The 14,498-nt window shown below is 66.5% G+C and carries 12 protein-coding genes; 7 read left to right on the forward strand and 5 right to left on the reverse strand.

What is annotated here, in order from left to right:
* The first annotated feature begins 3 nt into the window (after positions 1-3).
* Entirely contained in the window at positions 4-3,105 is a 3,102-nt protein-coding gene (locus J2X70_RS07615; protein ID WP_309909714.1) for an efflux RND transporter permease subunit, read from the forward strand.
* Positions 3,106-3,384: 279 nt separating this feature from the next.
* Here the strand turns inward: J2X70_RS07615 and J2X70_RS07620 are convergent, their stop codons facing one another.
* Positions 3,385-3,789, reverse strand: a complete 405-nt coding sequence (locus J2X70_RS07620; protein WP_223494401.1) for a GFA family protein — start codon at positions 3,787-3,789, stop codon at positions 3,385-3,387.
* A gap of 164 nt (positions 3,790-3,953) precedes the next feature.
* On the opposite strand from J2X70_RS07620, the gene J2X70_RS07625 reads away from it, so the two are divergent.
* The gene (locus tag J2X70_RS07625) at positions 3,954-4,931 is read left to right on the forward strand and encodes a DUF4105 domain-containing protein (RefSeq protein ID WP_134833324.1); all 978 of its coding nucleotides are present in this window, start codon (positions 3,954-3,956) and stop codon (positions 4,929-4,931) included.
* Positions 4,928-6,970: an alpha/beta hydrolase gene (locus tag J2X70_RS07630; protein WP_025874045.1), complete on the forward strand. Its 2,043-nt coding sequence runs from the start codon at positions 4,928-4,930 to the stop codon at positions 6,968-6,970. The genes J2X70_RS07625 and J2X70_RS07630 overlap by 4 nt, the downstream gene beginning before the upstream one ends.
* A 20-nt stretch (positions 6,971-6,990) precedes the next feature.
* Here the strand turns inward: J2X70_RS07630 and J2X70_RS07635 are convergent, their stop codons facing one another.
* The gene (locus J2X70_RS07635; RefSeq protein ID WP_279208343.1) at positions 6,991-8,352 is read right to left on the reverse strand and encodes an MFS transporter; all 1,362 of its coding nucleotides are present in this window, start codon (positions 8,350-8,352) and stop codon (positions 6,991-6,993) included.
* A gap of 88 nt (positions 8,353-8,440) precedes the next feature.
* Here J2X70_RS07635 and soxR point away from each other — a divergent pair, with 88 nt between their 5' ends.
* Entirely contained in the window at positions 8,441-8,875 is a 435-nt protein-coding gene (soxR, locus tag J2X70_RS07640; protein WP_032951587.1) for a redox-sensitive transcriptional activator SoxR, read from the forward strand.
* Between the two features lie 37 nt (positions 8,876-8,912).
* Here the strand turns inward: soxR and J2X70_RS07645 are convergent, their stop codons facing one another.
* The gene (locus J2X70_RS07645) at positions 8,913-9,515 is read right to left on the reverse strand and encodes a short chain dehydrogenase (RefSeq protein ID WP_309909722.1); all 603 of its coding nucleotides are present in this window, start codon (positions 9,513-9,515) and stop codon (positions 8,913-8,915) included.
* A 98-nt stretch (positions 9,516-9,613) separates the two neighbouring features.
* Here J2X70_RS07645 and J2X70_RS07650 point away from each other — a divergent pair, with 98 nt between their 5' ends.
* Positions 9,614-10,489, forward strand: coding sequence for a LysR family transcriptional regulator (locus J2X70_RS07650; RefSeq protein ID WP_025874042.1), 876 nt, complete (start codon positions 9,614-9,616; stop codon positions 10,487-10,489).
* Between the two features lie 54 nt (positions 10,490-10,543).
* Here J2X70_RS07650 and proC read toward each other — a convergent pair whose 3' ends face one another.
* On the reverse strand, positions 10,544-11,365 hold the full coding sequence (proC, locus tag J2X70_RS07655; protein ID WP_140224769.1) for a pyrroline-5-carboxylate reductase: 822 nt from the start codon (positions 11,363-11,365) through the stop codon (positions 10,544-10,546).
* A 16-nt stretch (positions 11,366-11,381) separates the two neighbouring features.
* Positions 11,382-12,059: a YggS family pyridoxal phosphate-dependent enzyme gene (locus tag J2X70_RS07660; protein ID WP_309909726.1), complete on the reverse strand. Its 678-nt coding sequence runs from the start codon at positions 12,057-12,059 to the stop codon at positions 11,382-11,384.
* An 87-nt stretch (positions 12,060-12,146) separates the two neighbouring features.
* Here J2X70_RS07660 and J2X70_RS07665 point away from each other — a divergent pair, with 87 nt between their 5' ends.
* Together J2X70_RS07665 and J2X70_RS07670 are read left to right on the forward strand one after the other, a co-directional pair.
* On the forward strand, positions 12,147-13,184 hold the full coding sequence (locus J2X70_RS07665; protein ID WP_004147099.1) for a type IV pilus twitching motility protein PilT: 1,038 nt from the start codon (positions 12,147-12,149) through the stop codon (positions 13,182-13,184).
* Between the two features lie 78 nt (positions 13,185-13,262).
* The gene (locus J2X70_RS07670) at positions 13,263-14,426 is read left to right on the forward strand and encodes a PilT/PilU family type 4a pilus ATPase (RefSeq protein WP_049467229.1); all 1,164 of its coding nucleotides are present in this window, start codon (positions 13,263-13,265) and stop codon (positions 14,424-14,426) included.
* Positions 14,427-14,498: the final 72 nt, after the last annotated feature.

Consider the following 14,498-nt stretch of genomic DNA (forward strand, 5'->3'; position numbering starts at 1 on the left):
CGCATGCTGCCGCGCTTCTTCATCCACCGCCCTGTATTCGCCTGGGTACTGGCGATTTGCATCATGGCGTTCGGCACGATTGCGGTGACCCAGCTGCCGGTCGAGCAGTACCCGGACATCGCACCGCCGCAGGTCAACATCACCGCCAACTACACCGGCGCGTCTGCACAGACGGTGGAAGACAGCGTCACCCAGGTGATCGAACAGCAGATCAAGGGCATCGACCACCTGCTGTATTTTTCCTCCACCAGTTCGTCTTCGGGACAGGCGCGGATCACGGTCACCTTCGACCAGAGCGCCAACCCCGATATCGCCCAGGTACAGGTGCAGAACAGCGTAAACCAGGCCATCAACCGCCTGCCGCAGGAAGTGCAGCAGCAGGGCGTGACCGTGGCCAAGTCGCAGGGCGACTCGCTGATGGTGGTTTCGCTGTACGACACCAGCCGGCGCATGGAGCGGGTGGACGTTTCCGATTTCCTGGTCAGCAACGTGCAGGATCCGATCAGCCGCATTGCCGGCGTCGGCGAGATCAATGTATTCGGTTCGGCCTATGCGATGCGGGTGTGGCTGGATCCGCACAAGCTGCGTGCCTACGACCTGATGCCGTCGGATGTGCGCAGCGCGATCCAGGCACAGAACACCCAGGTCACTGCCGGTGAACTGGGGGCGTTGCCGTCCAGTGCGACGCAGAGCCTCAATGCCACCGTCACCGCGCAGTCGCGCCTGCAGACTCCGGAACAGTTCCGCGCGATCATCCTGCGCACGCTGCCCAGCGGCGCGGCGGTGCACCTGGGCGACGTGGCGCGGGTCGAGATCGGCGCGGAGAATTACCAGACCAGCAGCTTCCTCAACGGCTATCCGGCTGCGGGATTCTCGGTGACGCTGGCCTCCGGCGCCAACGCGCTGGCCACTGCCGATGCGGTACGCGCGGAGCTTGAACGGCTGCGGCCTCCGTTCCCGCCCGGGCTGCAGGTGGCCTATCCACGCGACAGCACGCCGTTCGTACGGGTCTCCATCGAAGGGGTCATCCACACCCTGATCGAGGCGATCGTACTGGTCGTGGTGGTGATGTTCCTGTTCCTGCAGAACCTGCGCGCCACCCTGATTCCTGCGATCACGGTGCCGGTGGTGCTGCTGGGTACCTTCGGCGTCCTTGCGGTGGCCGGTTTCACCATCAACACCCTGACGCTGTTTGCGATGGTGCTGGCCATCGGCCTGCTGGTCGATGACGCGATCGTGGTGGTGGAGAACGTGGAACGCATCATCCACGAAGAGCATCTGCCGCCACGCGAGGCAACCGAGAAGTCGATGGGCGAGATCACCGGTGCGCTGATCGGCATCACCGTGGTGCTCGGTGCGGTGTTCCTGCCGATGGCGCTGTTCGGCGGTTCCACCGGCATAATCTACCGGCAGTTCTCGATCACGATTGCATCGGCCATGGCGTTGTCGGCGCTGGTCGCGCTGACCCTGACACCGGCGCTGTGCGCGACCCTGCTCAAGCCCTCGTCGGCGCAGAAGCCACCGGGGCGCTTCTTCGCCGCGTTCAACCGCGGCGTCGAACGCAGCCAGTCGGCCTACCAGGGCAAGCTCGGTGGCGTGGTGTCACGTCCGCGGCGCTGGATGGCGTTCTATCTGCTGCTGGTGATCGCCATGATTGCCTTGTACGCACGCATGCCCACCGGCTTCCTGCCGGTGGAGGACCAGGGCCAGGTGACCTTCCAGTTCTCCACGCCGGAAGGCACGCCGATGGCGCGCACCGAGGCGCTGGGCGAGCAGATCAGCCGTTACTTCATGGAGCACGAGAAGCAGAACCTGGACGTGGTGTTCGTGGTGGTCGGTCGCAACAACGCCGGTACCGGCCAGAATGCGGGGCAGGGCTTCCTGGCACTCAAGCCCTGGGACGAGCGCAAGGGCGACAACACCGCAGCGGCGATCATCGCGCGCGCCAATGCCTATTTCCGCAAGCTGCCCGATGCCAAGGTCAACGTGCTGGCGCCGCCGGCAGTGCGCGGCCTCGGGCAGTCCAGCGGTTTCGAACTGTGGCTGCAGGACACCAGCGCGGCCGGACGCGTAGCGTTGCAGGCTGCGCAGGAGCAGGTGGTGCGCGCGGCCGGCGAAGACGACGGGCTGACCTCCGTGCGATTGAACGGGCTGGGCGACAAGGCCGAGCTGCGGCTGGACATCGACCACGCCCAGGCCAGCGCGCTGGGCCTGGCACAGGCCGACATCAATTCCACGCTGTCTGCCGCCTGGGGTGGCAGCTACATCAATGATTTCCTGGATCGCGGCCGGGTCAAGCGTGTGTACATGCAGGGCGACCAGCCTTACCGCAGCGTGCCCGACGACATCGGTCAGTGGTACGTGCGCGGTGGCAACGGTCAGATGGCCTCGTTCGCCAGCTTTGCCAGCAGCCACTGGGCGCGTGGGCCGCAGCTTCAGCAGCGCTTCAACGGCCTGCCGGCGATGCAGATCCAGGGCAGCGCGGCCGACGGGCGCAGCTCGGGTGAAGCGATGCAGCGCATGCAGGCGCTGGTGGCCGATCAACCCGGGTTCGATCTGCAATGGAGCGGGCTGTCCTATCAGGAACAACTGGCCAGCAACCAGACGCTGTACCTGTACGCCGCTTCGATTGCCTTCATCTTCCTGTGCCTGGCCGCGCTCTACGAGAGCTGGACGGTGCCGGTGGCGGTGGTGCTGGTGATTCCGCTGGGCGTGATCGGTACGGTGCTGGCGACCACGGCTGCGGGCTTCGTCAATGACATCTACTTCCAGGTGGGATTGCTGACCACGATTGGATTGTCGGCAAAGAACGCGATCCTGATCGTGGAGTTCGCCGAAGCACGCTACCGCGCCGGCAGTTCAGCGGTGGAAGCGGCACTGCAGGGCGCGCGCCTGCGCCTGCGGCCGATCGTGATGACCTCGCTGGCCTTCGTGGCAGGCGTCATCCCGCTGGCGCTGGCCACCGGCGCAGGCGCGGTCAGCCGGCGTGAAATCGGCATGAGCGTGATCGGCGGCATGCTCTCCGGAACGGTGCTGGCGGTGGTGCTGGTGCCGCTGTTCTTCGTGCTTGTACGGCGGGTGGGCAGGGCGCGGCCGGTGCACTGAGGAGGCCAGGGCCGTCGGTTGTCATCGGCCTGCCGCAACGCCATCACCCGGTCTTGGCCCGGGCGTCGGTAGGGTTGATCGTCCCCGTCCCCCACGGAGACCTGCCATGTGGTTGCTTGACCGACTCTGGCCCCCGCGCCCTGCGCTGGCCGCCGCGACGCTGCCGCCTGCAGCAGACCTGCCCGCGCGTCGAACGCCGTTGAAGCGTCCGTTGCGCGTCGGTCGGGCCAGCATGGCACCCTGGCAGAAGATCGCGCCGCCGCCCCGGCGCAGCCGCCACTAACCGGTGCGATCGGCGGGGTGGTTCACCCCGTCGCTGACCGGAACGGTTCCCAGCGCGAACGGATCGATGCCTTCCAGGCAGGCCACGTTGTAGCCGTACTGGTCCGGGTTGGAGCGGCGGCGATGGTGCGTGTAGATGCCACAGACGTCGCAGAAGTAGTGCTCGGCCACGTGGGTGTTGAACTGGTACAGGCGCAGATGGGCCTGGCCACGGACAATATGCAGCCCGTCTTCGGCCACGCTGGCGGCGATGGCGCCGCGGCGCCGGCACATCGAACAGTCGCAGCGGCGCGGGTCGACGATGCCCTCGGGCAGGTCCAGCAGCAGCTCGACGGTGCCGCAATGACAGCTGGCCCGATGCTGCGCCTGCACGGCGACGCCGGCCACGGTGGTAATGCCCATCCTCGCTCCCTGTATACCCTTGGTGGACGCCAGTATGCGCCCGCAGGCGCCAGCCTGAACCGTCGTAGATGTCGCCGTGAGGCGGCTTGTGGCTAACTATGCCGCCCCGGGACCCCGACAGGATGCCAGTGAAAGCCGCAGGACGATGGATGACAGGATGTGTGATGGTGCTGCTGGCGCTGTGGGTGGCCGGTCTGCTGACCTACCAGATGCCCGGGCCAGGCTGGCTGGGCGTGACCGCGGCGATGCTGTGGCTGCTGGCCGCCGCCTGGGCGGCCTGGCAGGTGGCGCGCGGCCGTGGCACGCGCCGGCTGTGGGCGGCTTTTGCCGCCGCTCTGGCGCTGGCGGGGCTGTGGTGGCTGCTGCTGACCCCACGCCAGGACCGCGACTGGGCCGATGACGTGGCGCAGCGCCTGCACGTGGAATCCTTCGATGGCCGCCACGTGGTGCTGGACAACGTGCGCGATTTCACCTGGCGCACCGAGACCGACTACGACGCGCGCTGGGTGCGCCGCAGCTACGACCTGGACCAGCTGCGTTCGGCCGATCTGGTGCTGTCGTACTGGATGGGCCCGGCGATCGCCCACACCCTGGTCTCGTTCGGATTCGAGGACGGGCGCCATCTGGTGTTCTCGCTGGAAATCCGCAAGGAGCGTGGTGAATCGTTCTCCGCACTGGGCGGCTTCTTCCGCAAGTTCGAGATGACGCTGGTCGCGTCCGAAGAAACCGACATCATCCGCACCCGCACCAACGCGCGCGGCGAGGATGTCTACCTGTACCGCCTGCACGGCATGGACCGCAACCAGCTCAAGACCCTGTTTGCTGCCTACATCGACCAGGCACGCCAGCTTGATGCCACGCCCGGCTTCTACAACACGCTGACCAGCAACTGCACCACGATTGTCTTCGACCTGGCGCGGCATATCGCCCCGCGCCTGCCGCTGGACTACCGGTTGCTGGCCTCGGGCTACCTGGCCGAGTACGCGCAGGAGGTGGGCGCGCTCACGCCTGGCGTGCCGTACGCCGAACTGCATGCCAAGGGCCGCATCACCGAGCGCGCGCTGAAGATGGCACCCGACGATGATTTCTCCACCGTGATCCGCCAGGGCATCCCTGGCACCGAGCAGGACCCGCAGCAATGACCCCGATGTTCCTGTTCCGCTGGCAGCGCGCGCTGCCGGCGTTGTTGGCTGCTTTCCTGCTGCTGGGCGGCAGCGGCTGCGCGATGGTCACCGTCAAACAGGTGGCGTCCAGCGATTACCTGGTCAACAAGCGCGCCGATGTGCTCAACACCGGCAAGCTCAGCCCCGCCTCGCGCGAGACACTGAGTGCGGCCGGGCTGGACGAATCACAGTGCGAGAAGGACTTCCTGGTCTGCCGCAGCACGCTGTTGATGACCGATGACCTCAACGTCGAGCAGCGGTTGTCGACGCTGTCCGAGCTGTGGGTGAAGGCCGCTCTGGCATTGACGCCGAAGAAGCAGGCGGCCAACGAACCGCCGATGAGCGATGCAGCGCTGGATGCGTGGCTGGAGGCGGCGCGCTATGGCTATGCCTATCTGTTCTACAGCGGACGCTCGCCCTCCGATCGCGCGTTCGAGGATCGGCAGACGCAGGTACGCGATTACTACAACTATGCTGCCGAGAAGGCCGCCGTGGTGTTGTTCGCGCGTGCCCGTGCCGCAGCATTGGCCGGCGAGGACTACACCAAGCCGGTGTCGGCGGGCAGCTGGACGCTGGCTTCCGATTTCCAGCGCCTTTCATTGAAGAGCATCCCCAAGCAGCTGGTGCCGGCCGGTACCGTCAGCTTCGTCGGCATGCGCAGCACCTATCGCCGCGATGGTTTCGGCGCCGAGCTGGTGATGGTGATGGACCCGCCGAAGCTGGTGGTGCCTGCCGTCGCCGCGGAAGGGGCCAAGGCCGAAACGGCACAGGCGCAGGCCACCAAGGACGAGCAGGAGGAGGGCGTCCGCCGCGGACGCCGCCACCAGCACGATGATTCGGTGCCCGAGTACAGCGAGATGTCCTCGATCAACGTCACGGCATTGCTGCGTTTTGAAGGCAACACGCTGGAAGACGTGATGCGCACCCGCCAGGTGCTGCTGGATGGCTATTCGCCCGAGGCCACCGAGCGCATCACCCTGCATGGCGAAGAGGTGCCGCTGGCGGGCAACTTCACCGCCGCCTACGGTCTGTGGCTGGCGCAGAGCGGGTTCGCCACGCAGTCGCTGCGTACCCTGTTCGGCATGAGCGAGGGCATCGGCGAGCCGCACATCTACCTCATGCAGCCGTGGGATCCGAACCGCCGCATCATCTTCATGCTGCATGGCCTGGGCAGCAGCCCGGAAGCGTGGGTGAACCTGGCCAACGAGATCATGGGTGACCCCGAACTGCGCCAGCAGTTCCAGGTGTGGCAGGTGTACTACCCGACCAACGCGCCGATCGCGCTGAACCGCTACGAGATCGCCAACGCATTCAACGACACGTTGCAGCACTTCGACCCCAACGGCAGCACGCGCGCCTCGAAGGACATGGTCTACATCGGCCACAGCATGGGGGGCGTGCTGGCGCGCCTGCTGGTCAGCGACTCGGGCGACGTGCTGTGGAACGATCTGCTCGCCAACTACAACCTGAAGGGCGAACGCCTGAAGCGGGTGCAGTCCAAGCTGGGTCCGCTGCTGCACTTCAAGGCCGAACCGAACGTGGAGCGTGCGATCTTCATCGCCGCCCCGCACCAGGGCACGGACATCGCCGGCAACAAGGTCGGCCGCCTGATCGGCCGCCTGGTGCGCCTGCCGCTGACCATCCTCGGCAAGTTCGAGGATGTGTTCCTGGCACTGGCACAGGCCGAGCAGCAGGCGGATGGCACGGCCAAGCCGAAGATTCCCAACAGTATCGACAACCTCAAGGCCAGCGACCCGTTCGTGAAAGCCGCTGCGCAGCTGCCGATCACGCCGGGCCTGAAGTACCACTCCATCATCGCCCAGCGCAAACCGGAACTGCCGGTGGAGAAATCCGACGATGGGCTGGTGCCGTACTGGAGCTCGCACCTGCCGGGCGCGTTGTCGGAGAAGGTGATCATCTCCGGCCACAGCGTGCAGGAGACGCCGCAGGCGGTGCTGGAAGTGCGCCGCATCCTGCACCAGGACATCGATGAAGTGGGTACGGTGGCGAGGCCGTAACGGGACGCTCTCCGGGGCGTCTACACGCGACGTGCGATCACCGTGGCGAACACCGCCAGGCCCAGGGTGATGGCCAGGCACAGGATGTAACCGGTATGCGGGGCGCTTTCCACGAACAGTGCGAACAGCGCGCCGGATACCGCCAGTGCGGTGGTCACCGACAGTGCTTCGCTCAACTGCAGGGCCGAGGTGTTCGCACCCTGTTCGTGTGGTGGTGACAGTGACAGCGTCAGCACCGACAGGCTGGCGTAGATCATGCCCATGCCGAAGCCGGTCAGCGTCCAGCCGACCAGGGCGACCGGCAGTGGCACCGCAGTGAACAGCACCGCCAGCGTCGCGGCGATGCCCACGGTCATCAGCGGTGTGCCCACGCGCAGCAGTTGCTGCCGCGACCAGCCGCGCTGCTGGTGACCCTGCAGCCACGAGCCGGTGAACCAGCCCAGCGCGCCCAGGCTCAGCACGGCACCGGCCCAGCTGGGTGACAGCCCACGCTCGCGCTGCAGCAGCAGGGGCAGGTAGGCCTCGCAGGCGAAGAACGCGGCAGCGGCCACACCACGCAATGCGATCACACTGGGCAGGCCACGGCGCAGGCGCAGGGTGCCGGCGGGCAACAGGCGATGCACGCAGAACAGCAGCGCCAGCATCGCCACGCTGATGCACAGCAGTGCAGGTACGCCCTGTTGTTGCCCGCCCAGATACAGCAGCAGGGCAGCCAGGGAGGCGCCGCTGGCCCAGCGCACGATGTTGCCGCGGCCATCATCGGCAACATCCATGGCTGCAGCCTGCATGCGCGCCAGCGCCGGTCGCAGCAGCAGGCCGGCCGGTATCGCCAGCAGCGGCACCGCCAGGAACACCCAGCGCCAGCCAAGATGCTGCACGATCACACCGCTCAGCGCCGGGCCGATCATCGACGGCACCACCCAACCGGCAGAGAACGCGGCGAAGACCTTCGGCCGCAGATGCTCGGGATAGGTCCGGCCGACCATCACATACAGCGACACCGAAATGGCGCCTGCGCCCAGGCCCTGCAGCAGGCGTCCGGCCACCAGCATGCCCATGCGCAGGGCGAAGCCCGCCAGCAGCAGGCCCAGCACGAAGCAGGCCAGGCCCCACCATAGCGGGCGTGCGGGGCCGTGGCGGTCGGCCCAGCGGCCGGCCAGGGTCATGCCGATCACGCTGGTGGCCAAGGTGCCGCCGAAGGCCAACGCATACAACCGCAGGCCGTCCAAGGCCTCGGCCACGGTCGGCATTGCTGCGGCCACCGCCAGTGCCTCGAAGGCATGCAGGGAGACCAGGGCGACCATGCCCAGGGTGGTGGCGCGGTAGCGCGCGGACAGGATGGAGGAATCGACCGGATCGGCCGTGGCAGCGGGGGAGGGCATCGGGTTCCTGCGGGGGCGGACGGGCCGCGCTTGTCATCTGGCGGCGATGGTAGCAGCATGCCACCTCAACCAAAGTTGAGGTCAATCGATGCTGGCACAGGACATGAGCGTCGGCGATGTCGCCCGTCGCAGCGGCGTGGCCGTCTCTGCGCTGCATTTCTACGAGCGCAAGGGATTGATCAGCAGCCTGCGCACGTCGGGTAACCAGCGCCGCTACGCCCGCGACGTGCTGCGCCGGCTGGCGGTGATCCGCGTGGCGCAACGCGTAGGCATGCCGCTGGAAGCGGTGGCACGTGCGTTCGAGAGCCTGCCGCAGGGGCGGGCGCCGACCAAGGCCGACTGGGCCAAGCTGTCGGCACGCTGGCAGGTGGAGCTGGAGGAACGCATCCACATGCTGCAGCTGCTGCGCGACGAGCTGACCGGCTGCATCGGCTGCGGTTGCCTGTCACTGAAGCGCTGCCGCCTGGCCAACCCGGATGACGTGCTCGGCGAGCGCGGCGACGGCCCGATGCGCTGGGGCTGACCGTGCTGGTGGGTGCCGACCCTGGTCGGCACGCTCGTTACCAGACGGTGATGGTTTCGCCGCTCTGGATGCCTTCCACCGCGCGCTGGAAGGCGAGCGCCGCGCGCTGTGCGGTCACCGCTTCGAAGCCGGGGAAGTAGGGGCCATAGGCTTCCATCGATTCCACCAGCACGTTCGGGCTGACCACGTTGATGCGCAGCCCGCGCGGCAGCAGTTCCAGCGCCGCCGCCCGCACGAAACCTTCCAGCGCATGGTTGACGGCGGTGGCGTTGGCGCCATCGCGGATCGGCTGCGCGCTGACGATGCCACTGGTCAGGGTGATCGAGCCGCCAGCGTTGAGATGGTGTTGCGCGGCCAGTCCAAGGCGCACCTGGCCGAGCAGCTTGTCCTGCAGGCCGACGTTGAACTGTTCGGGTGTCATCTGCTGCAACGGGCCGAAATGCAGCTTGCCGGTGGTGGAGATCACCGCATCGACCGGGCCGGTCTGCGCGAACAGCTCGCGCACGCTGGCGTCGTCGGTGAGGTCCACGCGCAGGCTCCCGCTGTGGCGGCCGGCAGCGAGGATGTCGTGCTGCTGGCCCAGGTGGCGGGCGACCGCCTGGCCGAGGGTGCCGCTGGCACCGACGAGAAGAATCTTCATGACAGCTCCTTGCGAGAGGGGATGGACGCAGTCTGCGCTGTCACCGGTTGGTTTGGTAAGCGGCGTATGATTCGCATATTCCTAATCATGGGTTTGCAATGGATACCTTGCGCTGCATGCAGGCCTTCGTCGCCGTGGCCGAGCACGGTAGTTTTTCCGCTGCCGCCAGCCACCTGCAGGTGTCGGCGGTGATGGTCGGCAAGTACATCCAGCAGCTGGAAGCGCACCTGGGCACCGCGCTGCTGCAGCGGAACACCCGTCGCCAACGCCTGACCGAAGCCGGCACTGCCTACCTGGCCGGTTGCCGGCAGGTGCTGGAACAGGTGCAGCAGGCCGAGGCGGACGTGGCCGGGCTGCAGGTGCAGCCACGCGGGCTGTTGCGGGTCAGTGCGCCGACCACCTGGGGCAGCTGCGTGCTGGCTCCCGTGTTGAGCGATCTGCTGCGGGCACAGCCGCTGCTGAACATCGAGCTGGACCTGAGCAATCGCCGCATCGACCTGATCGAGGATGGCTTCGATGCAGCCATCCGCGTCGGTCCGCTGCCGTCGCAGGAACTGGTGGCGCGGCCGCTGCCGCCGTATGCGATGAGTCTGTGTGCATCACCGTCGTACCTGCGCCGCCGTGGTACGCCGCGCACGCCCGCCGATCTTGAAGGACATGATTGCCTGAGCCACCTGGCCTGGCGCGGCGGTCACGGTTGGCAGCTGGCCAATGGCGAACAGGTCGATTGGGAAGCGCGGTTGACCAGCAATGACGGCTACGCGCTCCGCGAAGCAGCCGTGGCGGGCGCGGGCCTGGTGCTGCAGCCGACCGCGCTGCTTGCCGGCGAAATCGCAGCGGGACGATTGAAGCCACTGCTGCGCGACTATCTGCCCGAGCCACGGCCGATGCACCTGATCTACCTGCCCGACCGTCGCCCCCGACCGCGGCTGCAGTGTTTCGTTGATTTCGTCATGGCCAGGCTGGGCACGTAGATCCACGCATGCGTGGATGGCGGTGGGTGCCGACCGTTGGTCGGCACACTTGTTTCAATCATTGGCCGCAGACAGTTCCTGCCCACGCACCTGCGCGGCACGCAGTGCCTTTTCCACCAACGCTTCAAACCCGTCGGCCTGGAAACTCTCGATCGCCGCCTGGGTGGTGCCGTTGGGGGAGGTCACCCGGCGCCGCAGTTCGGCTGGGCTTTCACCGGCTTCGTCCAGCATGCGCGAGGCGCCCAGCAGTGTCTGCACCACCAGCGTGCGCGCCGCTTCTGCAGGCAGGCCTTGTGCGATGCCGGCCGCTTCCATTGCTTCGGCCAGCAGGAACACATAGGCCGGGCCACTGCCGGATACGGCGGTGACCGAATCCATCTGCGCTTCGTCGTCGATCCACACCGTGCGTCCCGCGCTGGCCAGCACGCGTTCGGCCTGCGCATGCTGCTGCGCATCCACCGCTGGCGTGGCATACAGGCCGGTGACCCCGGCGCCGAGCAGGGCCGGGGTGTTGGGCATCGCGCGCACCACCGGCAGCGTGCCACCCAACCAGCGCTGCAGCTGCGGGCTGGTGATGCCGGCGGCGATCGAGATCACCAACGGCTCCTGTGCCTGCGCCAACACCTGCAGTGACTGGCAGACTTCGCGCAGCACCTGCGGTTTCACCGCCAGCAGCCACGTGTTGCCCTGCGCCGCCGCAGCGGCCGCGTTGTCGTGGGTCTGCACGCCAAAATCGGCAGCCAGCTTTTCGCGCAGTTCGGCCACCGGTTCGGCCACGTGGATGTGCGCGGCCGGCACGCCCTGCCGGATCAGGCCGGCAATCAGGCTGCGGGCCATGTTGCCGCCGCCGATGAAGGTGATGGAATCAGCTGCCATGGGAATCTCCTTGGAATCAGGCCGGGCGCGGACGCGCGCCGAACAGGGCGGTACCGATGCGCACCAGGGTGGCACCTTCGGCGATCGCTTCAGCGTAGTCGCTGCTCATGCCCATCGACAGGGTGTCCACCTGGGCATGAGTGGCAGCCAGCGCCTCGAAAAGTGTGCGCATGCGCACGAACGCGTCGCGCCGGCGCTCGGCGTCGGGCCACGGCGCAGGAATCGCCATCAGGCCGCGCAGGCACAGGTTCGGCTCGGCGGCGATGGTTGCCGCCAGCGCGTCCACGGCGTCCGGCGCGCAGCCGTGCTTGCTCGACTCGTCATCGATGTTGACCTGGATGAGTACGTTCAGCGGGCCGCGTTCAGCGGGGCGGTAGCGGGCCAGCGCGGCGACCAGCTTGGGCCGGTCCACGCTCTGCACCCAGTCGAAGTGCGTGGCCACCGGTTCGGCCTTGTTCGACTGCAGGTGGCCGATCAGGTGCCATTCCAGGCCCAGCGGCTGCAGTTCCTGCATCTTGGCCAGCGCTTCCTGCACGTAGTTTTCGCCGAAGGCGGTCTGGCCCTGCGCGGCAAGCGCAGCCACGGCCTCGGCCGGCTGGGTCTTGGACACCGCCAGCAGGCGCGGCGGTGGCCGCCCGGCGGCAGCGGCGGCGTTGTGCAGGTTGCTCAGGATCTGGGGCAGGGGAGTGGCCACGTAACGCGTTCCGTTCAATCAGGAGGCTATACTGCCGCCCGGGGAAAGATCCTTCCAGTCGAAGCCGTTATTGGGGAGTAGCCGCTCATGGATATCGCCGAGCTGTTGGCGTTTTCCGTAAAGAACAAAGCGTCCGACCTGCATCTGTCCGCAGGCCTGCCGCCGATGATCCGCGTGGACGGTGATGTTCGCCGGATCAACATTCCAGCCCTGGACCACAAGCAGGTCCACGCGCTGGTGTACGACATCATGTCCGACAAGCAGCGCCGCGATTACGAGGAATTCCTCGAAGTCGATTTCTCCTTCGAGATCCCGTCGCTGGCGCGCTTCCGTGTCAATGCGTTCAACCAGAACCGTGGCGCCGGTGCGGTGTTCCGTACCATTCCGTCCGAAGTGCTGACCCTGGAAGACCTGGCCTGCCCGCCGCTGTTCCGCGAGGTGATCCAGCAACCGCAGGGCCTGATCCTGGTGACCGGCCCGACCGGTTCGGGCAAGTCGACCACGCTGGCGGCGATGATCGACTACATCAACAAGAACGAGTACGGCCACATCCTCACCGTCGAGGATCCGATCGAATTCGTGCACACCTCGCAGAAGTGCCTGATCAACCAGCGCGAAGTGCACCGCGATACGCACGGCTTCAACGAAGCGCTGCGTTCGGCACTGCGTGAGGACCCGGACATCATCCTGGTCGGCGAACTGCGTGACCTGGAAACCATCCGCCTGGCGCTGACCGCCGCGGAAACCGGCCACCTGGTGTTCGGCACCCTGCACACCAGTTCGGCGGCCAAGACCATCGACCGCATCATCGACGTGTTCCCGGCCGGCGAGAAGCCGATGGTGCGCTCGATGCTGTCCGAATCGCTGCGCGCGGTCATTTCGCAGGCGCTGCTGAAGAAGGTCGGTGGCGGTCGTACCGCTGCGTGGGAAATCATGGTGGGCACCCCGGCCATCCGCAACCTGATCCGCGAGGACAAGGTGGCGCAGATGTATTCGGCCATCCAGACCGGCCAGCAGTACGGCATGATGACCCTGGACCAGCACCTGCAGGACCTGGTCAAGCGCAGCCTGATCACCCGCAACCAGGCCCGCGAATACGCCAAGGACAAGCGTCTGTTCGAGTAAGGCGAGGCAATGGCGGGGCAGACGCGCGAAGACGTCGCCGGCCCCGCGCTGTTTCCTCCACCGACCGATTCCTGGTACATGCCCCATTGGGAGCCCGCCGTGAACACCACCGCGACCACCATCGATTTCACCTCGTTCCTCAAGCTGATGGCGCACCAGCGCGCCTCGGACCTGTTCATCACCGCCGGCATGCCGCCGGCGATCAAGGTCAACGGCAAGATTTCGCCGATCACCCAGACGCCACTGACGCCGCAGCAGAGCCGCGACCTGGTGCTGAACGTGATGACGCCGGCGCAGCGCGAAGAATTCGAAAAGACCCACGAATGCAACTTCGCCATCGGCCTGTCCGGCGTCGGCCGCTTCCGCGTGAGCTGCTTCTACCAGCGCAACCAGGTCGGCATGGTGCTGCGTCGCATCGAGACGCGCATCCCGACCGTGGAAGAGCTGAGCCTGCCGCCGATCATCAAGACGCTGGCGATGACCAAGCGCGGCATCATCCTGTTCGTCGGCGCTACCGGTACCGGTAAATCAACCTCGCTGGCAGCGATGATCGGTTACCGCAACCAGAATTCGACCGGGCACATCATCACCATCGAAGACCCGATCGAATTCGTGCACAAGCACGAGGGCTGCATCATCACCCAGCGCGAAGTCGGCATCGATACCGACAGCTGGGAAGCCGCGCTGAAGAACACCCTGCGCCAGGCGCCGGATGTGATCATGATCGGCGAGGTGCGTACCCGCGAGGGCATGGACCATGCCATCGCCTTCGCTGAAACCGGTCACCTGGTGCTGTGCACGCTGCACGCCAACAACGCCAACCAGGCGATGGACCGCATCGTCAACTTCTTCCCGGAAGATCGCCGCAACCAGCTGTTGATGGATCTGTCGCTGAACCTCAAGGGCGTGGTCGCGCAGCAGTTGATTCCTTCGCCGGATGGCCGTTCGCGCAAGGTGGCGATGGAGATCCTGCTGGGCACGCCGCTGGTGCAGGACTACATCCGCGACGGCGAGATCCACAAGCTGAAGGAGCTGATGAAGGAATCGGTCCAGCTGGGCATGAAGACCTTCGACCAGAGCCTGTTCGAGCTGTACCAGGCCGGTGAGATCAGCTACGAGGACGCGCTGCGCTACGCCGATTCGCAGAACGAAGTGCGCCTGCGCATCAAGCTCAGCCAGGGCGGCGATGCCCGCACCCTGTCGCAGGGGTTGGATGGCGTGGAGATTTCAGAGGTCCGGTAACGAAGGTGCCGCTGCCGTCGGCAGTGCGATGGATGGCAGGACGGCATTCATGAAATCCAGTCATGACCGACT

This window comes from Stenotrophomonas sp. 1337 (genome assembly GCF_031455455.1).
GTDB classification, from domain to species: Bacteria; Pseudomonadota; Gammaproteobacteria; order Xanthomonadales; family Xanthomonadaceae; genus Stenotrophomonas; species Stenotrophomonas indicatrix.

Bases quoted from the DNA above. Each gene is read 5' to 3' on its own strand.
- J2X70_RS07615 (WP_309909714.1), top strand. From the start codon at position 4: ATGCTGCCGCGCTTCTTCATCCACCGCCCTGTATTCGCCTGGGTACTG.
- J2X70_RS07620 (WP_223494401.1), bottom strand. From the start codon at position 3,789: ATGGGCATTACCACCGTGGCCGGCGTCGCCGTGCAGGCGCAGCATCGG.
- J2X70_RS07625 (WP_134833324.1), top strand. From the start codon at position 3,954: ATGGTGCTGCTGGCGCTGTGGGTGGCCGGTCTGCTGACCTACCAGATG.
- J2X70_RS07630 (WP_025874045.1), top strand. From the start codon at position 4,928: ATGACCCCGATGTTCCTGTTCCGCTGGCAGCGCGCGCTGCCGGCGTTG.
- J2X70_RS07635 (WP_279208343.1), bottom strand. From the start codon at position 8,352: ATGCCCTCCCCCGCTGCCACGGCCGATCCGGTCGATTCCTCCATCCTG.
- soxR (WP_032951587.1), top strand. From the start codon at position 8,441: ATGCTGGCACAGGACATGAGCGTCGGCGATGTCGCCCGTCGCAGCGGC.
- J2X70_RS07645 (WP_309909722.1), bottom strand. From the start codon at position 9,515: ATGAAGATTCTTCTCGTCGGTGCCAGCGGCACCCTCGGCCAGGCGGTC.
- J2X70_RS07650 (WP_025874042.1), top strand. From the start codon at position 9,614: ATGGATACCTTGCGCTGCATGCAGGCCTTCGTCGCCGTGGCCGAGCAC.
- proC (WP_140224769.1), bottom strand. From the start codon at position 11,365: ATGGCAGCTGATTCCATCACCTTCATCGGCGGCGGCAACATGGCCCGC.
- J2X70_RS07665 (WP_004147099.1), top strand. From the start codon at position 12,147: ATGGATATCGCCGAGCTGTTGGCGTTTTCCGTAAAGAACAAAGCGTCC.
- J2X70_RS07670 (WP_049467229.1), top strand. From the start codon at position 13,263: ATGCCCCATTGGGAGCCCGCCGTGAACACCACCGCGACCACCATCGAT.